Below are 22,958 nucleotides of genomic sequence, written 5' to 3' on the forward strand. Positions count from 1 at the left end.
CGTCGCTTTTTATTTTACCAATTACATACGACCAATTCTCCACTGGTTTTACCAGTTTTATTTCTTCCGACCGTATAAGCCAATTCAAGTTGAGTGATACGGAAATCTTTAAACAATTCCCTGATATCAGGGTGGTCATTAATGGATAGTATGACCTTACCCTTACTCTCTGCCATCACCTTGGCCAGTAATTCATACTGCTCCCAGCCAAATGATTGGTCATAGCCTGCGGTCTGCCAATATGGTGGGTCTGCATAGAAGAAGGTGTGCTCACGGTCATATCGCTTGAAGCAACGATCCCATGATTCATTCTCTACATAAACACCTTTTAAACGGTCTTTAGCAGCCTTTAATTTAGCCTCAATCTGAGATGCATCCCACGCTTTTGACGTGGTAGCTGTCCCGAAATGCTGCTGGACGGTTTTGCCGCCGAAGGCGTTGTGCTGAAGGTAGAAGAAGCGAGCGGCGCGTTGAATATCTGTCATGCATTCGGGCGGCGTGTTTTGCAGGCAGGCGAATGTCTCGCGGCTGGTCAGCGTCCACTCGAACTGGCGGACGAACTCGTCGAAATGGTGTTGTACCACACGATAGAGATTGATAAGCTGTCCGTTGATATCGTTGAGCACTTCAACTTTTGCAGGAACCGGGCGCATAAAGAACAATGCTGCGCCACCGGAAAACAACTCGACATAACAAGAATGCTCGGGGAACATAGGCAAAAGATGTTTTGCCAAACGACGTTTGCCCCCCATCCATGGGATAATAGGTAATGTCTGTTGCATTTTTTGCATCATATATACTCCTAAATTATGGCATTCGCGACGCTCTAAATCAGATTAAATATGATGCTCAAAGGCATTCTTTTGATTTATTAATTAGCTGAAAGAATTGATATTTTTACAACGAGCGCATTTTATTTGCACACAGCCGCTGCCTTTTGCCAGCAACTTCCCACAAAACTTACAGCGTAATTCACGATAGATTTGCATTTGCATCCACTCCTGTATCAGATAGAATGCCTCGGTCTCTAGAGACTAAGGCGGCCTTAGAAGTCAATGCAGGCATGATCTGCTTGGCTGGCGTAACAGTGTTGCCGCACTGTTACGTCGCCGTCCCACTTATATTTAAAATCCTCCCGAAGGCCGCCTTATTCAGACGGCCTTTTATTTATATTTGCCTACAAGTAGCGCAACTCTTTGGCTTTTGCGATGATACGTTCGGCGACTTTAGCCTCAACCGCCGGAAGCAGATGAGCACCGCCGTCCTGCGAGAGTGACAACGGCATTACGCCGTCTGTTTGCGCTTTTTTATCCGCCTCATTCGGCGTGAGGCCGCTATCCGTCCAAATCTGGTCAGATAAAATATATTGCTCAATATCAAAGACATTATTGCCATATTTAGATTTGAGCCAATTATTAAATTGATCTTTGAGCTGATGTCGATATGAGTGGTTTTCTTTAGCCCAACCCGGCTTATTATCAGCCCATACAGTCAGGACAATATAACGCGGTGATTCTTTCGGCTGGACTTGTTGAATACATTTTTCAACATAGCCTTTGATACGCTCCAAAACCGTCTGCCAGTTGCCGATATTTGCGCCGTTAATATCATTCTTGGCCGTCGCCAACACGCAAATACCATCGACACTGCCGCTATTTTTCAGGCGTACCGGATATTTTTTACCTGGAACAACACTATGAGCCTGGCTATCGCGCGGAATGACTTTAATATTGGCGGTTTGGCCGGTCATGACCGCCTCGATGTCATCGCCAATAATAACGACGGTAGAGTGCATACTGAAAGGCGTAACGCCTTCACCGTAAACCAACTCGCCATCAACCATCACGCCATTCGCTTTAGCCGGAATAGTATCGACTTTAAAAGTAACTTCCACCGGGCTGCCGTTCATCGACATCAAGGCATACGCAGCCAGGCTGCCTTGTTTACAACAGGCAGATTTTCAGCGGCGGCAACACTCACAGCCTGACCGCCGATACGCGCATTGGTAGAGTCCCCGAAGAAATTGAGGCTACGTTTCAATGCAGAAGGAGGGTAAGGAGGAGCTACCGGGCGTTCCGCCTCTTTCGGAGGAATAACAGGGCCCGACGGCATAACGGTATGACGTCCATGCTCGACCGGTGCGCCAATATATTGAATGCCGAATCGGTCGCCTTGCTGCAAGGTATCAGTAATATTTTCAGGCTTGGCGCAATAACGCAGGTCAATAATACAATTGTGCGGCTGAACAAGAGCGTAGCCGTCTTGCTCATCGGTTAACGCGACTAATTTATTATCACGCAAAGAGAAATTGACCCAATCACCGGCACGCGTACCATCCGGTACTTTTACCTTCACACGCGTCAAGGCAGTGGCTTCAAATTTTAAAATGTCGCCGATACCGACACCCAACACTTCAGTTCGCATAAAACCTCCTCAAAATAATAATAATAATTTTAAGGCTTTATACAAACACAACGCCTGGCTACACTGCACTTAGCCTTACACGCCAAGCTCTAAAACAGTCGTATCGGGAGCCTGGCCAAGGATACGATTGCTCAAGACATCATAAAACACGCGCTGATTTAAAGCGGCTTGCCCGCTTAAAACAAGATTGCCGCCGCTTTGCGTTTGCGCCGCCCATGAGCCGCCGCCCAAATCGCCCGTTATTTTGGCAATGCCGCGCTGTTCGCGCCTGAGCAGTGCCGTCAGGTTTTGATACAGATTGGTCATTTTGTTATCCTTAACAAAAAGATAAAAGGCCGTCTGAACATGGCTTTCAGACGGCCTTTAAAGCATCTTTAAACCAGCTTTAATCACTCGTCAAAATAGCGGTCTATCGTTACATTTTGAGTCACGACAGGCGCGTCGTTTTCGATTTTAACCTCGACCGACACACCAACCACCACACCTTGCCAGTTTCCCGAAGGCTCATTGATTTGCCAAATTTCGCCTAAATTCGCCATAGGAATGGCGTATTTATCCGATACCGGCAAAGACACCGTTTCGCGCTTATGCACACCGGTTTCGCTTAACGCGGCGATACCGGCGGCGAGCAAGACCGGCTGGTCGGTATAAAGCGTATTGGTCAGCGCGGAGGCACGCGGCTCGCGGTTACTGCCGTTGCGGTACACATCCGCGCCTTTGCCCTTGTTATGGCTCGGCCAAACATAAACCCCATTGGCACGCTCCGATACATTGCGCTGGCCGCTGATGCTGAAAATCACGCTGACAGGGACACTGACATCGGCAGGCGCATCGGAAACCTCCCAAGAAGCCTTTTTCCATTTAGGCTTAAAGCGGACAACCGGCCTAGCGCGGTCGCTCTCCACAAATCCCCCGGCGGCTTGAGCCAGCTCTTGCAAAACAGCAATCGGCGTTTTATCGGTCAACGAATACACATCTCCCGGAATCAACCAATCCGCCATAGCCCAACCGTCCAAATCCACACCTGTCGGACGTAAAACCTCCGTTGCGATTTGTTGCGCATAAATCGGATTGCGGTATGTACCGCGGCCTTTAGGCGCATAGTCCGCGCCCAAACGGGCGGTAACGCTGCGGCCGGTTACCGTATAGCTCTTTTGCCCGAAGCGGCGGTTGTCGCTGTAATCCTCGGCGAGGATGACAAAAGTATCCGCATTGATTTGCACCGCGATTTCGGCCTCCCGGCCTTTCGGGCGGACATCAGGATTAATCTTGGCGAAATCATCGGGCGAAACCGTCAAACTGCCTTGCCAACAATAACCGGCAGTATCAGTCGTAAAAGAAGCAGAAAACAGCCCGATCGGCTGGCCGTCAACCGTAGCCTTAATAATATTTTGCATGATATATCCGTCTAAAACAGGAGTGCTTACCGTATCAAAACAAGCAAACGGCAGCGGAATATGGCGCGCATCGTGTGCAATCTTTTTGCGGTAAAAGCGCAGGTGCAGACGGTTTGAAGGCGGGCGGATACCGCAAACATAAGTTTCGGGCACAGGCTCCGGCTCAACCGGAATCTCATAATACTCGCAAGGCACAGCCAAAGCAGGCAGGCTTTGCGGATGCGCACAGCGTGCCAATACCGCCGCCTCGCGCACCTCCGACACCAAACAATCGCCAACCGGCGCATCATCGGAAAACACACTCTCCGAACATGCCGCCAAAGCCTCGCCAAGACCCGCCGACGATTGATCCGCATTACAGCCACTTAAGAACAAATCATCGGGGAAAGCATCATGCAAACAGCCGTCCAGACCATCCATTCCGGCCTGCACCGCCTGCATACACCCGGCAACCCAGTCAGACAAGCCGACCGTTTCATGCAGGCAGCTTTCCAATTCAGGCATATCCGAAAAGGCCGTCTGAAAACAAACCGCCTCCCCGATAGCCTCCGACGTTATCCCCGACACTTGGACAGCCATGTCGCCCAAATCATAACGACCGGCCGCGCACACCGCCTGCCTTGACACCGCCTGCTGCACAAAGCCCCACGCCCCCGAAACAGTCGCATAACCATCCGGAGGGCGGTACGGATTAGGCTTAAGCGGCGTATCGGGGACAATCTCGCCGCCGTCCTCAATATGGCGCAAAGGCCGCCTGAAAGCCAACGGCAAGAGCCTGGACGACGGACGGGAGCCAATCGCCAAGCCGAAAGGCAAAGGGATACGCGCCGAATCAGCATAAATTTTGTCTTCGGACATTTCAGACGGCCTCAACCGCCGCCGTCACGCTCGACATAAGGCTTAATAAAGTCATAAGAAACAGGCTCGTATTGCTTTTTATAATCCGTCGCCACCATCAAATACTCCTCGTCTTCCTTGAGCCGGTCGAAGCGGTAGCTGCCGTCTTCCGCGCTCCAAGTATCGGCGATGCAGTACATAGTAGGCCGGGCAAACAGATAAATACGGCGCGAAGCCGGCTGGCCGCCCACCGTAACAATGCCCGTACCTTCGCCGGCGATATAGCCGTGGCCGCCGTATTTCCAATGCGGCGATTTGACTGCACGGCTTCGCGCAATCCGGTTGACGATTTTGCCGCGCATCTTGCCGCGCTTAACGGCAAGACGGCTGCGGAAAACATAATTCGGCATGGCTTACAGCTCCCAGGCCGTGAGGTTTACCAAAAAAGAGCCCCCGCCAATTGTATTGATATACATAAATCTGTCTTCGCTATCGTCTAAATTGTCGTAAACCGTTCCCATCGAAATAACGTCTCCTGCGGGCATCGTTTCGCCAATTTTCATAAATCCGGGGAACAATCCGCGAATGGCATATTCGTTATCACCAATTAATTCTTTTAGATAAATATCATCCGCTATGAAACCACCTGTAATAGGATTAGGATAGCTACCATAATTACCATCTGCTTTACTTGTAAGACTCAGAGAAGAAGGATTATCTCCCTTATAATCACGCATCGGCACCACAAAAATAACAACTTCATTGCCACTGCCATAAATAAAATTCTCATCCACATCTGACACATATCCAAGCAGGGTATTCGCGGCGTCAGCCACGGCGAGACTGGAGAAGTTTCCAAAAATAAAAAACGAGCAATAATTCTGCCATAAAATAATTAAAGTAAATGCGCGCTCATTTCCAACCACAACCCATTGGATCTTATCCCCACTGTCGTTGTCTTTTTTATAAATGAAATTGTGATACCCACTGCTGTTGTTAACCTTTTGTTTGACTTTCCCCGCCTTTGCTGATGTCGGCTCTAAAAGACCGCATAAATCAACGTATCTTGCACGGCTTCCATATCTTGAGTCATCTACTCCCAGCCACCACTTTGTCGCCTTCGGGTGCGTGCTGCGGAAACAGGCTTCTTGCGTCTTTTCAAACGCCATTTCCCAGCCCAGCCCGTCCTTGCGTTTATTACCTTCTCCGTAACCGGTAACCAAGCAGGCTTTTAAAATCGTTTTAATGCTGCCTGCCGCCGATTCAACTTGCGGCGCACCCTCGTCATCCCAGCGGTAAACCTTTACCGGCACACGTTGCGTATCAAACATTTCAGACGGCCTTTCTTTTTACTTCAATGATTTAAAACCCCATTAAAACAAAAGCCCCGAAAATCGGGGCTTGGCATAGTTGCACTCAGAGCGATGATTCGCTTATTTTTTATTACAGGCCATCTCAAAAACCTCATTGCCAATACTGTCCTCCTGAAGAACCGCATATTTCTCGCCATCAATATAAACAAATCCTTTGTAACCGACATAACCGCCCATTGAATTTTTACTATTGACCATGCCGCACACATGCTTTTTCTTATCCTTGCTGACTTGACCTGCAATCAAATCTTTAAATTTCACAGAATCAGGGTCTTTCATCATATTTCTAACAGCCTCTTTTGCACGCTCCAATAATTCGGCCTCTTCCTTTTCTGATTTCAATCGCAGCATCTCTTTTTTCACCTCCTCTTGCCGCTTCGCTTCATTTTCTGCTGCAATCTTTGCTTCATACTCTTTCTTAATCATCTCTTTTTTCTGATTATTCATATAAGCCCGACTAACAGCGGCTGCCATTAATATTGCCACAACCACCATCAGGATTTTCATGCCTTTCCCCATTTTCTCGCTTCCTTTCACTATTTGAATAAAGATTAAAAGGTTAATTTTACAGATAAAAGGTATAAATGCAAATTAATTAACCATTTTACTTAAAGGCCGTCTGAAAGTCCTATTCAGACGGCCTTATCTTTTATTCGGCCACCGTATTGCCGCGCAAACACGCGGTAAAACCATCGCGGCCGTTTTGCTTGTCCGGCGAGGGCTGGACACTGCGCAAAATCCAAACAGGCAACGGCGTGCCGTAAGTATTGAAGCGGATACAGTTCTGTACCGACCAGCCGCCGCCGAATGCGGCCGCCTTGAGCGTGAAATAAGGCTTGCCGGTTGCCGGATTGGTCGGCGCAAGATCGGTCAAGGTATCGCTTTTTGCGACCAAGCCCAGCCGCTCGCCGTAAAGCTCAAATTGGGTTGCAGTAATAAATTTAATCAGCCAACGCTCGGTAATCGCGCCGTTGCTGGCCAACTTAATTGGGTAGTCTTTGACATTGGTACGCGCCAAAATAGGCTCCCCGCGTTGCGCGTCACTCCACACATTGTCCCATGCCTGTTGCGAAAACGGCTCGGTAGCGCGCACCAGCAAATCGCCGCCGATCAGAGCGGAAGATACAAATGTATGCTCCTTCGGATAGTTGCGCCCAATAGCAAACTGGAGTTTCAGACGGCCTGAAATATCGACGCCAGTCACACGGTTTTCCTCTTCCCATGCACAAACTGCGGTCAGCGGCAGGGTATATTGCGACAAATCCAACGGCTCGGCAAAAGTAATGCTGCCTGTCTTAAGGTCTGCCGTGTATTTCTCAGCGAGGACGTGTTTGCCCTTGCTGTCGACCAAGCAGAGGCGGTCGATATTTTGACGGTTGAGCATGATTTTTTGAGCGGCGGTAAACGCGCTGCCCAAATCCTGCTTGAGGCGGTTGGAAATCACGATCATATCGCCCTTGCGAATCACGGGGACGCGTCCGTCGGCAGGCAGGCGCACAGCATCGATACCGATAATCGATGAGTCCAAAGGCAGGTTGTCTTGGGTCACGGCGTTGTAGCGTAAATCTTCGGGGTAAAAACCCTCATCGCGCTTGATTTCATAAAAGCCTGTCTCGTAGTCGATTTTGCCTGTGATGCCGCCGGTAATTTCGCCTGCAGCGTTGCTTCTGCCGACAATTTCGCCATTGCCCGCGTAAACGGTAAAGCTTTCAGGCTTGACCGGCGCGGCAGGTGTGCGGCCTGCATAACTGAATGTCTTGACTTGGGGCAACCGGACGACACCACCTGTTACCTTAAGGCTTTGGAATTTAATGGCCGGATCTCGAATCGAAACATTACCGTTGATATATAACGTACCGATATTTTCTCCACTGCCTTTAGTCTCGCTCCAGTTTTTATAAAGCGTACCACCGTATTCAACAATTTCAGTCTCGCCGTCCGAGAAAGACCATGAGTTAAAGACACAGGCGCTGCCCTGATCAAAGTCAATTAAAACATTAAATGACAACCCACCCGCCAAACGTCCACTCCGGGCTTTAGCATGAGAGGAATCGGCAGACAGAAACTCCACATCCCACTTTCCAAAAGACATATCAACGGTCTTTTGAGCGGACACATTTTTTCTTTGCGCAAACCAAGTAGCCTCTAACGTCGAATGAGTCTCAACAGCCCATGCCAACGCCTCAACCCTTAATACCGATTTCGGAATAATGAGCTTTCCGCCATCCCAGCGAATGCCCTGTACGGCGTTTTTACCTAGCCGCCAGCCGCCGTTGAATGCAAACAAACTGATGCGGCCCGTACCCGATTTAACTACTTTACCCAAATAAATAGCCATTAAATCCCACCATTAAAATGTTTCTCTAAACGCCGCGCCATACCAATTCGGAACTGTATATTCGTTTTTTTCGGAGACGCTCCCCTCCAGCTTAAGACTAAAAGTAGCTTGATTTGGCAAGGAATCCTTAAACATAAGCTCAAAGTGTGTACCCTTATCTCCCAGCGTCATACCATATCCCGCGCCTCCGACCACGCTTGCGCTTATTTTGAGCGCCTCCTCGCAGGTGTAATCAACCGCATTGCTGTTGATGTAACGAACGGTCGTTATAACTCCGTTGAGATAATCCACTGCTCCTTGGATATCACCCATCAGATTTCCGTTACCATCATCTCGGGCAGTTTTTGCACCATTGTCGGTCCACGTTAAAACAAGCGTACCCGGCTTAATAGGGTGTCCCAAATCATAAGTACATTTACTCTCTGACGGCTTCGGCGTTGCCACTACCCCTGTTTTCCCGCCATCGAACGAGGCGAATCCGGAAATGCCGCCCCACTGGAACACTAGACGGCTACCGATATCGGGCAGAACAGGTAAATTGAGCACAACCGACCCCGTCGCCGATGATACTGTGCCGACAGCTTTCCCTGCCTCATCACGCAATATACCGTCGCCCGAATCTGAGAGCAGATACCAAACGCCCAAAGCCATAAACGACACTTTCAGACTGCCCAATACGGGAGTCGGCTTCAGGAGCGGCGCAAATGATGTACCGTGATTGGTTTCTTTAATTTCCACAGCAAAGGCATATCGCGCCGCAGATGAATTAGCGGCAGGAATTGCCGTTACCGTATGATAGCCATCAGGTAGGCCGGACAGGCGACCTTGTGCATAATCGACACTGATTAAATTGTCGCCGCTTTTTAGTTGCCCCAAAGCGTTGTCTTGATAATTCCCTATTTTCACGCTACCCGGTAGCAGCGAACATGGAAATATCAACGTCCCATTGCTGACACGACCAGAAAAAAGCTGCTTTTCCGGCGCAGCGGCGACCCATGCTTCGCCGGGAACCGGGTATTCATCCGCATAAGGTGTCTCGACTGTCGAGGTCGGTACAAGCTTTTCGTAAATGCTAGACACCGTCAGCGTGGCATCTCCTGCCGAAAGGCCGTCAGATACAGGTTTTACGCCATAATAAGCCGCGGAATCTGCAACTTGGGTTTCTAAAATCTTAACTTTAGGCGCGGCATAACCCTTGACCGGATAATCGACGCCGTCAAAATCTCGGGTTAACGGATTGCTGATTTCCATTTTGACTACACGGCGCGGTACTTCCTCGACCTCACCGTTTGATTTTGGAATCTCAAAAATACGCACTTCGTCCTCGATGTTGATAATGCGGAAATACTCCGTGATACGGCGCGTCACATCTTTGGTTTTTTCCTCATATTGCAGGCAATAACGCTCGCCGACCTTCGGTAAAGGAGCCTCTACGCGCTGATACGCCTGCACAAGGCGAACGCCTGCCAAATGGCGACCCAATAACGTCATGCGACTTTCGACAGTCGGCACAGAATACGCTTCAATACGCGGCATAATATCCGCGCGGCTCTCGCCGTAGTTGCGCGCTTTAAACGCCAAGAAAGACACGTTTTCAGAGGTCGGCGGCTCGGTAATGACGAAATGCCCGCCGTAAAGCGGCTCGGAGTCGTTACGCAGGACGGCAGGGTACAGCAGACGCGCGTCCAGGCTGCCCATCGTACGGTCAACGTCTGAGACGGGCGGGAAAATCTCGTTATCCTCGCCGGTCAGCGGCTGACCGACCATCAAACCACCGCCGTCAGGCGTATCGGTCATGCGCTGGCTGGGGTAAATCTGCAAATCCTGCTGCGTCAGACGCGTTGTTTTTTCCATGTTTGAAACCTTTTTAAATCCTGTTTAAATCTGTTTTCAGACGACCTTAAAATGTCATCAGGCAGAGCTGGGCAGTGTATCGCTCGCTATCCGTTTCCGGCGTTGAGTAATGCACGGGCTCGACATTATTCAAAGCCGCGTTGTGGGTACGCCAAATGACATTAAATTCGCGGCCGTCGTAGTGCGTCAGCGTCATTTCCAATTCGGGGACGTCCGTCCAGTCACGCAACGTACGCAAGATACTCAAATCAAGCCACACCCAATCGCCCGACAGCGTAATTGGGCGACCGTTTGCCTTAATTCCTTGCTGGATGACCAATCCGCCCGACAAGGTGCGCTGCGGCGCGGCCTGCGCCACCTTGCTCCATTCAAATTCATCGTCCCAGCGCATATCCTGCGGCAGATGTACGGCCACGCCATTGTCTTTCCGTTTCAGCGTCCATTCTTGATTTGCCATTTCAGACGGCCTTTGCGTATTTTTCTCAAAACCCTATTAAAACAAAAGCCCCGAAAATCGGGGCTTGGCATGGTTGCAGTCAGATGGTTGCAGGCCGTCTGAATTATGTCGTGCGCTTTAATGAAGTTTGTAAACTATTCATAAAACCGTTAACAGCTTTCTCGGCAACCGCTTGGTCGCGCTGCGCCAAAATTTGGTTAAGCTTTTCCGGGTCGATATTAACCTGCGGATTGCCGATTTGTTGCAACCGCTGGGCGGCATTGCTGTTACCCTGAGAACCTTGGTTGCGGACTTGCTCTTGCGCGGCAGATTCGGCGCGCTTGCTGCGCTGCCTGTTGTAAATCTGTTGCTGCAAATCGATTTGACGCTGATATTCGCGCGCAACATCGGTTTGCTTGAGGCGGTTGGCATTGTCGAGTTTTTGTTTTAGCTCACGGATTTTTCTTTCTTGCTGCAAAGAATAAATCGCTTCCGTATTGCCATTAAGCTCGGCAAGCTCGGCCTCAAGCGCGCGGGTTGCATCATGTGCTTCTTGACGCAGGGCATTCAGCCGGCGTTGGGCATCGGATATCGCATTGCGGAATTTTGTCAGCTCAGTATTCCCCAATTTATCGGCAGCACGAGATGCCGCGCTGGCCGCATCGTTCAAGATATCCTGTGTCACTGCGCCTTGAGCAGAAGCATTGGTCAGCCTTTGCATCGCGGTATTCGCGTTGTAAATCTGTTGCGTGTACTCTTTCATCTGAGCAGCGCGGAATGTGGCCTCCATGCCCAACTTAATCCCGGAGAACTGTCGGTTCATCAAATCCAGCTGCTCATTATTGAGCTTGTAAAAGCCTGCCGTTTGCGTCAGACGGTAGCCATAATCGCTAAACGATTTAGACGCATTTGCCGCCGCTTTGGCTGCATTGTCTGCCTCCGCTGCCGCCTCTTTGTTGGCTGTCGCCACTTTTCTGACCGATTGGGCATGGTTTTCCGCCGCTTGCGAGCCTTTGTCATGAGCGGATTTCGCGGCTTCGCCTGTTTTAGCGGCAGTATCGTTCAGCCCTTGATAGGCGGCTTTGGCTTTTTCAGCACCTCCCGAAGCCGCATCGCCCAAACGGGCAAGCTGCTCCTGTGTCAATAGTGCCGCGTCGCCGCTGGCTTTGAGCTGATGTTGAAACTCGGCAAATTCCTCCTTGCTTTTAAGTTTGCCCATCATAGCGTCAAAGGCTGCCTGTATCAGCTTGGCATCTTTTTGACCGGCGGCCGCCGCTTCTGCCGAGGCTGTCTGAAAATCAGCGAATGCCTGCCGCGCATCACTGCTGATTCCCGTCATCACAGCTTTGCTGTCCACGCCGATTTTGGCGAAGGCGTCGGCAACCTTGTCCGTCGACTCCCTTGCCGTATCTCCGATTTTCTTGATTTCCTCGGCCGTCAGCCCGGATTGTTTGCCTACCTTTTCCAATTCGGCCAAAAGAGCATCGGTTGATTCTTTACTGTCCATCTGCTTGAGCGCGGCCTGAAACACCCGGCCCATCTGCTCGGCATCATTACCAAACTGAGAGGCAACTCGCGAAAAATTGGCAATACCTTCCACCGCCTTTTTGCTCATGCCGGTCGTTACTTCTTCCGCCGTCAAACCCAAAGCCTCAAGGGCTTTTTGTGCTGCGGCGAGCTCGCCTGTATCTGCGCTGATTTTGACGTTTTTCTTGTCAAGTTCGGCTTTCAGTTCGGCAGTTTTGGTGCGCACGTTTTCCAGCTTGATTGCCAGTTCACTGTAAAAGTCGCTGGTTTCTCGACCGTCGGCACGCAAGGCGGCCATACTGTGTTCCAACGCTGACAACTCTGTTGCAGACGCACGATATTCGGCCTGCAGTGCTTTGACGGCAGCTACCTCTTCTTCGGCTGCTTTTTTCTTGGCGACGGCGGCTTTTTCGGCAGCTTCAGTAGCCTTTTTGTTTGATTCTGCAAGCTCGCGCTTGATTTCGGCGTCAGTTTTGAAAAATTCGTGATATTTATCCAAACTTCCCGTTGTTACCAGACTCTCTATCATGGCGATCGGGCGTGCTATCTCGTCAAAAATACCGCGTAGGCCCGGGATGTGTTCGTATAGGTCCTGAATAAATGATCCGAGGGCTTCACCGGCGGTTACCGCCAACGTCCCAATCAGTCCCCATCGGGAGGCGACCGCAGACAGTCCTGATGCCAAACCACTCACGCCGCGTGTTTGCGCCGCACCTGCCGCCGCACTTATTCCATATTCTTTGGCCGCCAAACCGGCTTTTCCATATGAAACGGTCAACGCATCGACAGCAGCTTTTTGAGACACCAAACTTTTCAGCGCAGCAGCACCACCAAGACGCACAACTGCAGAATACGCCTCCATTGCAACACGGGCGGCCGCAAAGTAAATTGCCAGCTTTGACAATACCGGGAAATCTTTTGTGAAATCGCTAATTGCCGTTGCAACCGTTTCAACTGTGGATGCCGTTATTTTTAAAATAGGCAATAAGGCATTACCCAGTTCTCCCGCCATATTGGAAACTGCCGCCTTGGCCTTATTGATTTGCCCTTCGGTAGTATTTAATGCAGCTGCCGCCTCCTTCTGCATCGCGCCTTGTATTTGTGATTGGTCGTTTACCAAGCCCAAAGCCTTTTCGTACTCGCCGAGCGAGCCGACCAAGAGGGCGATGTCGTCGCTGTACTCGGTGCCGAAGAGTTGCGAGAGTGTCAGGGCGCGGCTTTGTTTGTCCAAGCCTTCAAGTTTATGCAGGAACTCGGTCAAGGCCTGCTGCGGATTCGCGGCGATATTGGCCGCCATCTCGTCTGCGGACGTACCGATACCTTCCAAGGCCGCCTGAAAGTCTTTGCCCTGGCTTTGCGCGGTTTGCAGTTTTTGCAGCATGGCGTTGATGGCGGTCGCCGCCACTTCGGGCGGTTTGCCCAATGCGATAAATGCGTCGGCAAGCGCGGCGGCCTCGTCGGTAGCCAAGCCAAACTGTTTCGCCGTACCGCCGATACGCGCCATTGCGGCGACAATGTCTTTTTCTCTTGCGGCGGTATTGTTGCCCAAAACGTTGATGGCATCGCCGAGTTTTTCCACCTCTCCAATCGGAAGTTGGAACACGTTGGCAATCGTCGCGGCGGCATTGCCTGCCTCTTCAGCGGTCATGCCGAAGGCGGTTGCCATAGTCGCGGTAACGCGTGCAAATTCATCCAACTTATCGGCAGCAATACCTAACTGACCGCCAGCGGCAACAATTTCAGCCATCTGCTCCGGCATCATGCCGAACTCTACCGCCAGTTTTTTAACTTGCCCGCCCAACTGTTCGATCTGCTCAGGAGTGCCGTCCACGACTTTCCGAACACCTGCCATTGCGCTTTCAAATTTTACTGCCTCACGTGCAGCATACGTCAGCCCGGCAGCACCACTCGCCACCCCTCGGAACTCATTGGCAAAGTCGGAAAGTGTAGGACGCAAATCCGATAAGCTCTTATTCAACTGGAACACTTTATCGTTATAGTGGGCAGTTGCACGGGATAGCTCTTCCTTGGTTAACGTGCCGCTACTTTTTAAAAGGTCATAGCTTTTCTTAAGCTCCTGCAACTCACGCAAGGCTTTCTCATCGGTATCGATACCAAGTTTGATTTTTGCATCGGCAATGGCTTTAAGTTCCGATGCCTCGGCTGACAGCTTATCCAATTTTGCCGTCGCAGTTGCTGTCTCAGCAGTCAGTCGGCTTTCTTCGGCAGCAAGGTTTTTGACGGACACGCCCGACGCATTCATCGCCTGTGTGGTGAGAGCAAGACTGTCTTTCAGACGGCGTTTTGCTCCTTCGAGCCTGTTGACCTGTTCGGAAAGTTTTTGGTATTCCCGTTCCTGTGCCTTGGTTGCGCCATCCTTCATTTGCGCCGACAAGGCGGATAGGCTAGATTTTGCCACCTTCAGCGCAACATCCGTTTCTTCAAGTTCGCTGCCGAGCTTGCGGTAATAGTCGATAAGCCCCTGCTGCTTGGCAATTTCAGCAAATTCCCGACCTGCTTCATCGGTACTTTTTGCCAAAGCCGACGTATCCACACCCGCTGCTTCGATTTGTGCCGACAGTGCCTTGATGTTTTCGACACCCTCGACGCCCGCCTTAATCTCAATCCCTGCTTGAATATTCGCCATTATTTTGATACCTTTACTATCTCGAATGAATAACCCTTAACAGATTTCAGCCAATGAAAACCCTCGCTCTAACCATACTTTTCGCCGTCGGCGCATTCTTCGGTTTCGCTGCGCTGTATCTCGGTTTCGATATGTTGGCACACATCCGCGGCATGAAACTGCTGGAGTTTTTCGCCTTTATGGCCGTCAGCGGATACCTGATTAAATCAGTCCTGCATCGGTTCTAATCTGTTTTTAAAACCACTTTAAAAAAGGCCGTCTGAAACCTGCCGCCGCTGCGTCTAGACGCAGAAGCCAGTTTCAGACGGCCTTTGTTTATTACCGAATCTTTAGTTGTTGTACGACGTGAAGGAATAGGTCGAGGTCTCGCCCGAAGCCAATACCGCCGTGCCTTTAAATTCGGCTTCGTTGAAGTCGTCGCCGAACCAGTCGATACTGCCGTCCGCCGCCAGTACGGCATGGGGGATGTGCAGAATGCCTGTCTCGCCGGTAACGCGGTTGCGGCCGTCGACGTAGATTTCCAAGTCCAATTTAGACAAGGTCGCGGCAGAGACTTTATAGCCGCCGGAATCGCGGGTTTTGTAGTCGACGGTGATGTTTTCGCCGTCGTTGACGGTATCGGCGGCCGGCAGGATGGTAATCATGCCCAAGGTGGCATTGATGTCCAAATGCTTGGCATCAACATTGGCGTTTGACTTGTTTTTGACTTTGACGGTAGCTGGATCGATATTGCCGTTTGCCAGTTTGTACGCCATGCCTTTTTTGCCGATGGTCACGGTCTCGCCGGTAACGGTCTGCGTCGTAGCCGCGATGACGGCGGCTTCGCCCATCAGGGCAAGCGCGAGGTTGTCTTTATCGAAAGTATCGAGCTTCAGGCCGATTTCGGTAGGCTTGACGGTTTTCAGACTGTCCAGTGCGCTGCCATAAGTGCCTTTTTGCTTGGACACGCGCTCTTTGGTTTCCACGCTGGTCTGCGTGGTCAGGGCGGTGGTGTTGCCGATGTCGATAAAGCCTGAGCCTTTTTGATTGAGGTTGCGTACCTTGACGTCGCCCTCAAAGATTAAGCCGTGGTCGTTTTGTTTTGCCATGTGGCAGCTCCTTTAGTTTGCCGCCTGCACGGTATCGCAGGCGAATGAAATGGGGTAAAAAGCAAAGCCGTCGTTGTATTCGATGGATGGCGAGGCGATGCGGCGGAAGGGGGTAACGGCATATTCGTCGCCCGCGTCCCAGCCCGAAAACGCCCGTTGGATTGCCGTCAGGGTCTCGCCGACCTCGTACAGCGTGGATTTGCCGTTGGCGGTATAGCTTCGTGCGAGGACGAAGGTAAAGTGCAGCGTCGATTTGAGGAATTTGCCGTTTTTCGCTTCGTCGGCAAAGGTCGAGCCGCCGTAAACGACATAGACCGCGCCGTCCAGCGGGGCGGCTTTGCGTTTCGCCGCGCCTTGGGCGAGCAGCTCGGCAAGTTCGCCGATTTCCTTGACCGCCTTAATGCCTTTGACGGTTTTCAGACGGCCTAGGATTTCGGGATAGACCGCCAATAAGTTTTCATGCTGTTTCAAAGCCATATCAGACAATCAATCCTTCCAGCCAATCGGACATTAAATCGTCAATGTCCTGATAATCTTGCGAAGACAAGCCCAAAAACGGGCGGGCAGGCATGGTTTTCGTGCTTTCCTGTACATAAACCGAGTAGCCCATTACCGAGCCGGTAATCACGCTTTTTATCGATGCCTCGTGCGTAATGCTTGCCAAGAGGTTGCCGTGATCCACCAAAATCCCGCCGCGTCCGTTTTTGGCTTCTGCCGTAGCGGGGCTGACATCCTGCCAGCGTTTGCCGTCAGGCGCGGTTTTGGTTTCGGCGATACGGTGGCGGGTCGAAGATTCGAGGATGCCGCCGATAGCGCGCAAAGGCTCTTCAAGGCTGCCGTTCAACCTGCCCGACAGGCGGTTCAGGCTTTGGGCGATACGCGACAAGTCGTGCGATACCGTAATCCGCATTGCCTACTCCTTCAGCCATTCCCGCAAATCGGGTTCGGCATTCACATAAACGGCACACGTTGATGGTCTGCGGTCATCCGATACGCGGCTTTCGTCCAGCATATTCGGATTTTTGACGACCATCTTCAGCCAAGCGATTGCCGACTGATAACGCTCTTCGACAATACCTGTTACCGCATCGTCGTAGAGGTAGTAGCGGGCGATGTCGCAGACTTTGATTTTCAAAACCTGCGGCGCAGTGTCGTTGGTAAAAAACAGTTTCGCCGCCCGAAGGTAGCTTGCCGCTTCTTCTTCCGCATCGGAGATTGCCGCCGCCATCACCGCTTCGTCTATGGTTTCGTAGTTTTCATGGTTCGACCGCTCCGCCATTTCCTGCTCGCCGAAGCGGGTAATCATGTCTTGGATGGTAATCATGCCGTCCTCCGTTTTCAGACGACCTTTAAAACTGCCTTAAAGGCCGTCTGAAATCCGTTTAAGACATGGTCAGCGTTGCCAACAACTCGGGGCGCAGCGCAATCGGCAATGGATTGGACTGCATATGCAGGCTCCAGCCTTTGTCGTGCTGCAATTTCTCGCGGCTGGCGTAATACGGCAGGGCGCGGGTGTTGACGGTGGCGTTCATATCGGCAGGCGCGAAATACTCTTTGTAGAGGTTGCGGCCGACCGGCAGCAGAATGGCTTTGTCCGCACCGATGTCGGCTGCGCTGCCGAAATGGTTGGCATACTCGATAAAGCGGATGCCTTTGTGGACAAACTCGGTCGGATTGAGCGTATCGCCTTCGCGGTAGGCGCGTGCTTCGTCAAAGCGTTTGTACACTTCGAAGATAGACTTATGCTCTTTGAGCGCACTCAAAAACTCTGCGCCGCAATAGACAACCCAGCCGCGCACTTGCGCACCGTTGAATTTTTGGCGTTGTTCGGACAAGAGCTTGTCCAATACCGCGCCGACTTTGGTCTCGTCTTTCGACAATTCGATGTTTTGCGTTTTGCGCGTAACGCCGAAATCGGTGTTGATGTCCAAAATCACGCTGCCGTCCGCATCCAAAATCTTGCCTTGCAACGCGCCGAGCATGAGGTGTTCGCGGGTGTATTCAAGGTCGGATTTGCCGCCGGCCAGCTTTTCGTTGACCTTGTCCATGACGGTCGCGGCTTGGGTCGTGCCGAAAGCGCGCAGGTTCTGCACATCGTCCGCGCGGATGACGTCATGAATCGGCAGGTGTGGGATTTTGACGGTACGCACGGTGCGTTTCGGACTTTCGACCGCCTGGCCGGCTGTACCGCGCTCTTTGCTGGCTACCAAGTGGACTTTACCGTCTTGGAACTCAATGTCGGCGTAGGTGGTGGTCAGGTATTCGGGTTCGAAAATACCCAGTTCGCGGATTTGGCTTGCGCCCGGGTCGATTTTGTTGACGGCGGTGGTCAAAGCCTGCACGCCAAATTTGCTGTTGTCAGATAAAGGCATATTTTTTCCTTGTGGTTACAGTTCGTCGCCATTCGGGTTGACAATACGGTTTACAACATAAACGATGCCGTATGGATCGCCGTCTTTATTCAGCTGCTCAATCACATTACCTCCCGTTTTCGATGTACCGCCGCGAATTGCATCGTCTGAGCATCGATCCAGATTGATGATGCAATTGTGCGGCTGTACGATGACTTTACCGTCGGCTTCATCCGTCAACGCCAGCAGTTTGAACTCGCTGCGGAGAGGAAAGCTAACAAATGTACCGGCTTTTGTGCCTTGCGAAGCAGTAATCGCCACACGGGTCTGCGGTGTCGCTTCATATTTCAAAAAGTCGGAAATAGAAGGGCCTAAGATTTCGGTTTTGGCTTTAGACATAAGAGCCTCCCAATAAGCCTTTGTGGCTGGCGACGGAGAACTTGCCCTCCGCCTCGCCGGTGTGTTCGGATTCGCCTTTGCCTGCGCCTTCGCTCAACAGCGCGGGTGGTACGGAAGATTGAGCGGCTTTCGGCTTCAAGTCGGCAATCATGGCTTCCGCCGCTTCGATGTCGGCAGACAAAAGCACGGTCATCGTCGCATCGGACAAGCCTTCAAACTTGCCGTCTTCGGTTTCTTTGAAACCTGCGGCGGACAATTTCGCCTTGACTTGGTTTTTCTTGGCAGCCGCTTCGGCTTCTTTCAGCTTTTTATCGGTTTCGGCTTTTTCAGCCTTGAGCGTATCGACTTCCGCTTTCAGGTCGTCAAACGCTTGCTTTTCTTCGGGTGTCATAGATAACTCCAAAGGTTGTTTAAAAATATCCGGCAAGGGGCTGCCGTCCGACAACACCACCGCCTCCGTCTCACTGTCCACGCCGATAGCGGTAAACGATACTTCGCGGATGGTGCAGCGGCGCAAAATTACCGCAGGACCTGTTACCTCATTGCCGTTGACGGACAATACCGCGCCCGCCGCCAGCTCCTCGTAGGATTCCGCCTGCGCATAAACAGACATCTCCCACGGAAAGCCTTGGTCGGCGGCTTCGGCAATCTGCGTGCCAAACTCGTTGGACAACAGGCTGCCTTCCGCAATCAGGCCGTCCGCCGTTACCGACAGGCTGCACACGCCCACCATCTTGACGGGTGAATGCTCCAATAGGACGGGGACGGACGCTTTGTGCGACAGCTGGGCCAAATCGACGACTGTCTGATAACCGCCGTAGCCGAAGGGCTTGCCCGAATTGGCAACGCCTTTAAAAGTACGCACCTTGTCGGCACCGGTCGCCAAGGCAACCGGCAGCGCGGCGGACAATTTGATTTTGAGGGGGGTGTTGTTCGTATCCATTGCTCCATTTTGCCTTGCCAAGTTCAAAAAGACGGACGGCAGGATTTCACTTCCCAATCCAAATGCAAAAGCCGCCTAAAACCCGAATATCAGGTTTCAGACGGCCTTGTGCAGTTCATCTATTTAAAATTCGATTCAGGGGCGTTTTAGAAGCCTCTAGGATTGATTTTAAAATGCTGGATATATCTTTGCTTGCCCCAAGTATTTAAACGCGCTTAAACGCGAAATTTGAGCGGTTATGAAAAAAGGCCGTCTGAATCGGTTTCAGACGACCTTCGGAGTTATACAGGTTTAAATCTCGGATCAGCTTCAAGCGCGGTTTTTAAATCGGACTTGTACGGCTTAATCCACTCGGACTTTTCAGCAGCCTCAAGTATCCATCCGCATACACGGGCGAATGCCGCTGCGGACAAATCCGCAATCGAAAACACGCAGCCCGAAAACTCGCCCTGCATTTGCTCGGCTGCCTCCTTGTCAATTTCAGCAAGACGCGGGTACAGATAGTCCAACAATTCGGACGGGGCGGTTTTCCCGCCTAAAAATACTTTTACTTCGCGGCTGACATACAGTTCAGACGGCATGACTTACTCCGATATTTTTACCAATAAGCGAACTTTATCCCGCTGTTCTTTCGGCAATGATAACACATACTGCAACAATTTATGCCGGTTTGCCGCATTCAGATGGCGTAAATCAAGCGGGACAATATCGGCTTTATCAAAATGTTCCCGAATCTTATCGACCTTAGTATTCCACGCCCCGGCGGTGTGCGCAAAATAACGGTTCATCAATTCCGCACGTTCGGGATTTTCGGTAAACATAAAATCCAGTTTTACCCATTCTTCACGGGGCAGGTCGTCTGAAACAATCAGATAATCGGCTTGACCCTTACCTTTCTCTACGGGCAAATCAAACACTTCCAGCCTGTCGCCCGTTTCAGCCTGCCACGCTGCCGCAGCTCTCGCTTCGTGGTCTTTGGTATTGTTGGCAGACTGCTCTTTTGTCAGCCTGCGCACTTCTTTTTCCGATACCTTATCCGACAAAGCCAACACCGCCACTTTGTCAGACGGCACGCTATACCGCTTGTCCAGCCACGCCTCGCGCTCGGCAATCATGGCGGTCAGTGCCTCTTCGCCGTTTCGCTCGCCAAACAACGCGTCCATTGCGCCCAATCGGTCGCCGTGGTTGTGCGCGAAGCTCGGCGTGATGTCGTCGGGTATCAATACCGTTTTGCCTGTGCGCGGATTGGTAAACTCAACCATATCCACATCAGGCTCGCCGCTGATACCCTCGCGCTCCGCCTGCCGACGGGTCAGTGCAGACACCGAACATTTACAACCGTAGCCGTTGGGTGGGAAGATAACCTTCCAAATATCATGGTCAACCGGCAGGACTAAGCCGTAGTAGCGTTTATGGCTGTCGCGCGGATGCCCGGCGGCGGAATGGTTGTAGCGCAAATACGGCAAGGCTTTTTTGTTTGCCTGTATCCGCTGCCACTGCCCCGCCGCAAAGGCGGTTTGCATATTGGTGTTGAAGATGGTTTTCAGACGGCGCGTACTGCCGAGCTGTACCAATTTCGGCTCGCCGTCCAGCGGGTCGGTCATCACTTGCTCGCCCCACCAGCCTTTAGCCATCAAATACGGTTTTAAACGCTTTTTAAAATCGGCAAACGCCGTGCCGTTTTGTTGCGCGGATTCGATGGCGTCTTTGACTTCAGCGAGCATATCCGCGTCCATCATCTTGGCGACGGTAAACGCAAGGCTGTGTTGGTACAGCCAAACATCGTAATGACTGAATCCGGGCAGGATTTTCTTAGCCTTGAAATGCTCGAAAGCAGCTTTATCGACTAAGCCGGCGAAGTTGTATTCAATCCCTTCCATCGCCCGCTCCGTCGGCCCAAGCAGAAAGGCCGTCTGAAACCAAACGCTGAATCAAAAGATTGTCGCCCTTGCTCAAATCAAGCTTGGACAGTTTCGCCTCAAATTCGGCGTAGTCTTTGCAGCTTTCCAACAAACCCAACACCGCTTCCATCTTCGGACGGGCGATTGCCTGCTCCGCCGTATCGGGCGCATTACGGGCAAGTCCGTCTGAAAGGCCCAGGCTGAATTTGGCGGGCGCAGGGTTTTCAGACGACGTTTTCGGGTCGCGCAGCTCGAAATGTTCCGGTTCAAAGCCCAAGATGTCGCGGTAGTAGGTCTTGGTCAACACGAGTTGCCCTGTATCCATATACATCTTGTCGCGTTCGGCGCGGGTTTTATCGACCTTGATTTCGTCTTCGAACTCAAACCACACACCCTTTGGCGCATTAATCGGCTTGCCGTAGGCGTTGTTGACCATCACGAGCGCGTCGATAAAGTGCTGCGCGGCGCGGGAGAGCAGAGCGAGATACGCGCCGATACGCTCGTCGCGGTTGTTTTCTTCGGTCTCCTGGCTCGCTCGGCTGGCGGTCTCAAGGTCGCTGGTTTTGACTTTACCCAGCAGCGTTTTTTGGATGCGCGCATTGGCGAGGTTTTCCAGTCGGCGGAATGCCTGACCATCCGCGCTGTTTTGCAGCATCATCACATCGTCCTCGCGTTCGATACTCAACGCGCCGCCGGAAACAAAGCGGTAAAACCGGCTCATGAAGCTGTCGTGGTCGTCGTTGCTGTTGGCTTGGATTTTGGCAATCAGATAAGGCTGGGCGTAGCGCGTAATAAATTGCGCCGCGTAGATAAAGCCTTTTTTACGCAACGCAACCGGCGCATACAGCCGCGCCGCCGCCATTTCGCCCGCAGGATTGGTTGAAGTGGCGCGGTGGGTAATAAAGAGATACAGCACGTCCGTATTGCAGGCTTCCTCGCCACCGCTGCCGCGATACACCAGCGAGCCGTCGCGGTAGGGAACGTATTTCGCCAATTCGCCGCTTTTGTTGCTGATATGCTTAATCTTTAAAAAGCCGTCGGGTTCAGGCTGATAAACGTACCGACCGACACCATAGCCGCCCAAACGCGCCGTCACCACGATTTCGGCAAGTGCGGACAGATGGAGTTTAAGCGTTTTCCACAGACGGTCTTTATCCTTGTCGCTCAAGTCCTCGCCATAAATTCGCCAAGATTTTTTGAGCATGGCCGCGTGCAAATCCTCCAAACAGGAAGCCACTTCGTCATCGCTTACCACCGCGTCCAATGCCTGCTGCCTGTCCACGCCGAGGCGTGAAAGCAGCGCGTCCGTGCCCTCCATATTGGAAAACAGGCTTTCCAGCGCGTCTTCAGTCGCGCTCGTCAATGTCTTGATGGCGGCTCTCCGAGTTCCGCTTTTAATCAATCCGAACATAATTTTCTACTCCAAAGGTCGTCTGAAACCGT

The 22,958-nt window shown here is 51.7% G+C and carries 24 protein-coding genes; 1 reads left to right on the forward strand and 23 read right to left on the reverse strand.

Annotated features, from left to right (window positions below):
* Positions 1-14: 14 nt before the first annotated feature.
* The 13 genes from ACTHR7_RS04895 to ACTHR7_RS04955 all read right to left on the reverse strand — a co-directional run bounded on the left by ACTHR7_RS04895 (position 15) and on the right by ACTHR7_RS04955 (position 14,833).
* A complete protein-coding gene (locus ACTHR7_RS04895) occupies positions 15-794 on the reverse strand; it encodes a DNA adenine methylase (RefSeq protein WP_440370419.1) in 780 nt (259 codons plus the stop codon).
* An 81-nt stretch (positions 795-875) separates the two neighbouring features.
* On the reverse strand, positions 876-995 hold the full coding sequence (locus ACTHR7_RS04900; protein ID WP_311457636.1) for a zinc finger domain-containing protein: 120 nt from the start codon (positions 993-995) through the stop codon (positions 876-878).
* 182 nt (positions 996-1,177) lie between these two features.
* The gene (locus ACTHR7_RS04905; protein ID WP_440370420.1) at positions 1,178-1,894 is read right to left on the reverse strand and encodes a hypothetical protein; all 717 of its coding nucleotides are present in this window, start codon (positions 1,892-1,894) and stop codon (positions 1,178-1,180) included.
* 20 nt (positions 1,895-1,914) lie between these two features.
* On the reverse strand, positions 1,915-2,424 hold the full coding sequence (locus tag ACTHR7_RS04910) for a hypothetical protein (RefSeq protein ID WP_440370421.1): 510 nt from the start codon (positions 2,422-2,424) through the stop codon (positions 1,915-1,917).
* 75 nt (positions 2,425-2,499) lie between these two features.
* On the reverse strand, positions 2,500-2,730 hold the full coding sequence (locus ACTHR7_RS04915; RefSeq protein WP_070646342.1) for a hypothetical protein: 231 nt from the start codon (positions 2,728-2,730) through the stop codon (positions 2,500-2,502).
* Positions 2,731-2,813: 83 nt separating this feature from the next.
* Complete coding sequence (locus ACTHR7_RS04920) at positions 2,814-4,679, reverse strand: hypothetical protein (RefSeq protein ID WP_440370422.1); 1,866 nt, start codon at positions 4,677-4,679, stop codon at positions 2,814-2,816.
* 11 nt (positions 4,680-4,690) lie between these two features.
* Positions 4,691-5,068 (reverse strand): hypothetical protein, encoded by a 378-nt coding sequence (locus tag ACTHR7_RS04925; RefSeq protein WP_440370423.1) that lies wholly within the window; start codon positions 5,066-5,068, stop codon positions 4,691-4,693.
* Between the two features lie 3 nt (positions 5,069-5,071).
* Positions 5,072-5,989 carry a hypothetical protein gene (locus ACTHR7_RS04930; protein WP_440370424.1) on the reverse strand — a complete coding sequence of 306 codons (918 nt, stop codon included), beginning with the start codon at positions 5,987-5,989 and terminating at the stop codon, positions 5,072-5,074.
* Positions 5,990-6,091: 102 nt separating this feature from the next.
* A complete protein-coding gene (locus ACTHR7_RS04935; RefSeq protein WP_049344596.1) occupies positions 6,092-6,550 on the reverse strand; it encodes a hypothetical protein in 459 nt (152 codons plus the stop codon).
* Positions 6,551-6,680: 130 nt separating this feature from the next.
* Positions 6,681-8,369: a hypothetical protein gene (locus ACTHR7_RS04940; RefSeq protein ID WP_440370425.1), complete on the reverse strand. Its 1,689-nt coding sequence runs from the start codon at positions 8,367-8,369 to the stop codon at positions 6,681-6,683.
* A 12-nt stretch (positions 8,370-8,381) separates the two neighbouring features.
* Complete coding sequence (locus tag ACTHR7_RS04945; RefSeq protein ID WP_440370426.1) at positions 8,382-10,223, reverse strand: hypothetical protein; 1,842 nt, start codon at positions 10,221-10,223, stop codon at positions 8,382-8,384.
* A 46-nt stretch (positions 10,224-10,269) separates the two neighbouring features.
* Entirely contained in the window at positions 10,270-10,680 is a 411-nt protein-coding gene (locus tag ACTHR7_RS04950; protein WP_049344592.1) for a hypothetical protein, read from the reverse strand.
* 103 nt (positions 10,681-10,783) lie between these two features.
* Positions 10,784-14,833, reverse strand: a complete 4,050-nt coding sequence (locus ACTHR7_RS04955) for a phage tail tape measure protein (protein ID WP_440370427.1) — start codon at positions 14,831-14,833, stop codon at positions 10,784-10,786.
* 53 nt (positions 14,834-14,886) lie between these two features.
* On the opposite strand from ACTHR7_RS04955, the gene ACTHR7_RS04960 reads away from it, so the two are divergent.
* The gene (locus tag ACTHR7_RS04960; RefSeq protein WP_440370428.1) at positions 14,887-15,060 is read left to right on the forward strand and encodes a CDP-diacylglycerol--serine O-phosphatidyltransferase; all 174 of its coding nucleotides are present in this window, start codon (positions 14,887-14,889) and stop codon (positions 15,058-15,060) included.
* A gap of 102 nt (positions 15,061-15,162) precedes the next feature.
* Here ACTHR7_RS04960 and ACTHR7_RS04965 read toward each other — a convergent pair whose 3' ends face one another.
* From ACTHR7_RS04965 to ACTHR7_RS05010, 10 genes are all read right to left on the reverse strand, one after another.
* Positions 15,163-15,921 carry a hypothetical protein gene (locus tag ACTHR7_RS04965; protein ID WP_440370429.1) on the reverse strand — a complete coding sequence of 253 codons (759 nt, stop codon included), beginning with the start codon at positions 15,919-15,921 and terminating at the stop codon, positions 15,163-15,165.
* A gap of 12 nt (positions 15,922-15,933) precedes the next feature.
* The gene (locus ACTHR7_RS04970; protein ID WP_285070029.1) at positions 15,934-16,398 is read right to left on the reverse strand and encodes a phage tail terminator protein; all 465 of its coding nucleotides are present in this window, start codon (positions 16,396-16,398) and stop codon (positions 15,934-15,936) included.
* A 1-nt stretch (position 16,399) separates the two neighbouring features.
* On the reverse strand, positions 16,400-16,831 hold the full coding sequence (locus ACTHR7_RS04975; RefSeq protein WP_440370430.1) for a phage virion morphogenesis protein: 432 nt from the start codon (positions 16,829-16,831) through the stop codon (positions 16,400-16,402).
* A gap of 3 nt (positions 16,832-16,834) precedes the next feature.
* A complete protein-coding gene (locus ACTHR7_RS04980) occupies positions 16,835-17,245 on the reverse strand; it encodes a phage protein Gp36 family protein (RefSeq protein ID WP_440370431.1) in 411 nt (136 codons plus the stop codon).
* 58 nt (positions 17,246-17,303) lie between these two features.
* Positions 17,304-18,293: a major capsid protein gene (locus ACTHR7_RS04985; protein ID WP_440370432.1), complete on the reverse strand. Its 990-nt coding sequence runs from the start codon at positions 18,291-18,293 to the stop codon at positions 17,304-17,306.
* Between the two features lie 15 nt (positions 18,294-18,308).
* Entirely contained in the window at positions 18,309-18,671 is a 363-nt protein-coding gene (locus ACTHR7_RS04990) for an oxaloacetate decarboxylase alpha chain (protein ID WP_440370433.1), read from the reverse strand.
* Positions 18,664-19,614, reverse strand: coding sequence for a hypothetical protein (locus ACTHR7_RS04995; protein ID WP_440370434.1), 951 nt, complete (start codon positions 19,612-19,614; stop codon positions 18,664-18,666). The genes ACTHR7_RS04990 and ACTHR7_RS04995 overlap by 8 nt, the downstream gene beginning before the upstream one ends.
* A 281-nt stretch (positions 19,615-19,895) precedes the next feature.
* Positions 19,896-20,195, reverse strand: coding sequence for a hypothetical protein (locus ACTHR7_RS05000; RefSeq protein ID WP_049335934.1), 300 nt, complete (start codon positions 20,193-20,195; stop codon positions 19,896-19,898).
* A 3-nt stretch (positions 20,196-20,198) separates the two neighbouring features.
* The gene (locus tag ACTHR7_RS05005) at positions 20,199-21,494 is read right to left on the reverse strand and encodes a phage minor head protein (RefSeq protein ID WP_440370435.1); all 1,296 of its coding nucleotides are present in this window, start codon (positions 21,492-21,494) and stop codon (positions 20,199-20,201) included.
* Complete coding sequence (locus tag ACTHR7_RS05010; RefSeq protein WP_440370436.1) at positions 21,481-22,926, reverse strand: phage portal protein family protein; 1,446 nt, start codon at positions 22,924-22,926, stop codon at positions 21,481-21,483. The genes ACTHR7_RS05005 and ACTHR7_RS05010 overlap by 14 nt, the downstream gene beginning before the upstream one ends.
* Positions 22,927-22,958: the final 32 nt, after the last annotated feature.

The organism is Neisseria sp. P0007.S010 (genome assembly GCF_051962875.1).
In the GTDB taxonomy this organism is placed as follows: Bacteria; Pseudomonadota; Gammaproteobacteria; order Burkholderiales; family Neisseriaceae; genus Neisseria; species Neisseria subflava_A.